We start from the raw sequence: 2,136 nt of genomic DNA on the forward strand, positions 1-2,136 counted from the left end.
CACCAGATGCCGAGCCACCAACCCACCCAGACTCCCGGTACCACCCGTCACCAACACCGACCCCGAACCCCAATCAGGCCCGGCAGCGTCCACGGCAGGCACCATCCGCGCCAGGCGCGGCACACTCGCCGCACCCTCCGCCACGAACACCTGCGGCTCGCCCGACGCCACCACGGCGGCCACCAACTCCGCCGACGCCGTCTCCGGCGTGTCCACGTCCAACAACACGAACCGACCCGGATGCTCCGACTGCGCCGACCGCACCAGACCCCACACCGCGCCCTGCACCGGATCCCCGACCGCACCACACGTCACCACGACCAGTGGCGGTGCGCTCGGATCCGCCAGGTGCCGCTGGAGCGCGTCGAGTACATACGCACCCGCCTCGCGCACCGTGGCCAGGTCCGAGCAGCGCAGCGGCGTCGAGGCCACGGTCGCGGGGTCCGCCGTGCCCAGCACGGTGGGCACCCGGTCCACGCGGAAGAGCGCGTCCCGGTGCGCGGGCCGCCGTTCCCGGAGCCCGTCGGCGGACATCGGGCGCAGCACCAGCGAGCGCACCGAGATCACCGGGCGGCCGGTCGGGTCGGTGACGGTGATGGACACCGCGCTGTCGCCGATCGGCGACACCCGGACCCGGACCGAGGAGGCACCGCCGGCCTGGAGCACGACGGATTCCCAGGCGAAGGGCAGCGCGCCCTGGCCGATCCGCAGTCCGTCCGCCGCCGACTGGAGGAAGGTCGCGTGCAGCGTGGCGTCGAGCAGCGCGGGGTGCATGCCGAATCCGGCGACGGACGCGTCCTCGGGCAGCGCGACCTCGGCCAGAATGTCGTCGCCCCGGCGCCAGGCGGCCCGCAGGCCCCGGAAGGTCGGACCGTATCCGTAGCCGAGCGCGGCCAGCCGCTCGTAGAAGCCGTCCAGGTCCACCCCCTCCGCGTCGGCCGGCGGCCACTCGCCGAGCGGTTCGGCGTCGATCTCGGCAGGCTCCACCGCCTGGGCGAGGGTGCCGGTGGCGTGCCGCTGCCAGGCGGGCTCGCCGCCGTCCTCTTCCGCCCGGGAATACAGGCCGAACGTGCGACGCCCGGAGTCCTGGGGTCCGTCGACCCAGAGCTGCACGACCACCGCGCCGCGCTCCGGAACGATCAGCGGTGCTTCCAGGGTCAGTTCCTCGAGCAGGCCGCAACCCACCTCGTCGCCGGCCCGTACCGCCAGTTCCACGTAGGCGGTTCCGGGTAGCAGCACCGTGTCCATCACCACGTGGTCGGCCAGCCACGGATGGGTGCGCAGGGACAGTCGGCCGGTGAACAACACGCCACCGCCGTCGGCGCGTTCTGCCGCCGCACCGAGGAGCGCATGCCCGAGCGGGGCCAGTCCCAGGCCCGCCGCGTCGGTGTTCCCGGCGGCGGACAGGTCCAGCCAGTAGTGGTGGTGCCGGAACGCGTAGGTGGGCAGGTCCACCCGACGGGCCCCCGGGTGGAAGGTGTCCCAGCGGATGTCCGGTACCACGTCGCGCACATGCAGGGTCGCCAGCGCGGACAGCGCGCTCTCCGCCTCGGCACGGTCCTTGCGCAGGACCGGCACCACGGTCACCGCGTCGTCGGCGGCGTCGAGTCCGCCCCGGATCAGCGCGGTCAGCGCACCGTCGGGGCCGAGCTCCACGAACGCCGCGACGCCTCGCGCCTCGAGCGCGACGATCGCGTCGTGGAAGCGCACCGGCTGCCGGACGTGACGCACCCAGTACTCGGGATCGGTCCAGTCACCGTCGGCCTCGACCGTCGACAGGTAGTCGGACTCGGCTCGGCCGTAGGCGAGTTCGTCGACCACGCCGCGAAACTCGTCGAGCATCGGATCCATCAGCGGCGAGTGGAACGCGTGACTGACCCGCAGCCGCCGCACCCGACGCCCCAACCCCTCGAAATGGGCCGCGACTTCGGAAACCACCTCCTCGGCACCGGAAACCACCACCGACGTCGGGCCGTTGATCGCCGCGACACCGACGACGTCTTCCCGCCCCGCCAGCAACGGCAGAACATCCGCCTCGGCCGCACCGATCGCCGCCATCGCACCACCGACCGGCAACGCCTGCATCAACCCACCACGCGCCACCACCAGCCGGCACGCGTCCTCCAACGACAACAC

1 protein-coding gene is annotated in these 2,136 nt (G+C 72.9%); it reads right to left on the bottom strand.

What is annotated here, in order from left to right; genetic code table 11:
* Window positions 1-2,136: acyltransferase domain-containing protein (locus ACZ4FV_RS52120; protein ID WP_465328492.1), on the bottom strand; the 2,136-nt coding region annotated here is incomplete at both ends.

The organism is Embleya sp. NPDC025285 (assembly GCF_055558835.1).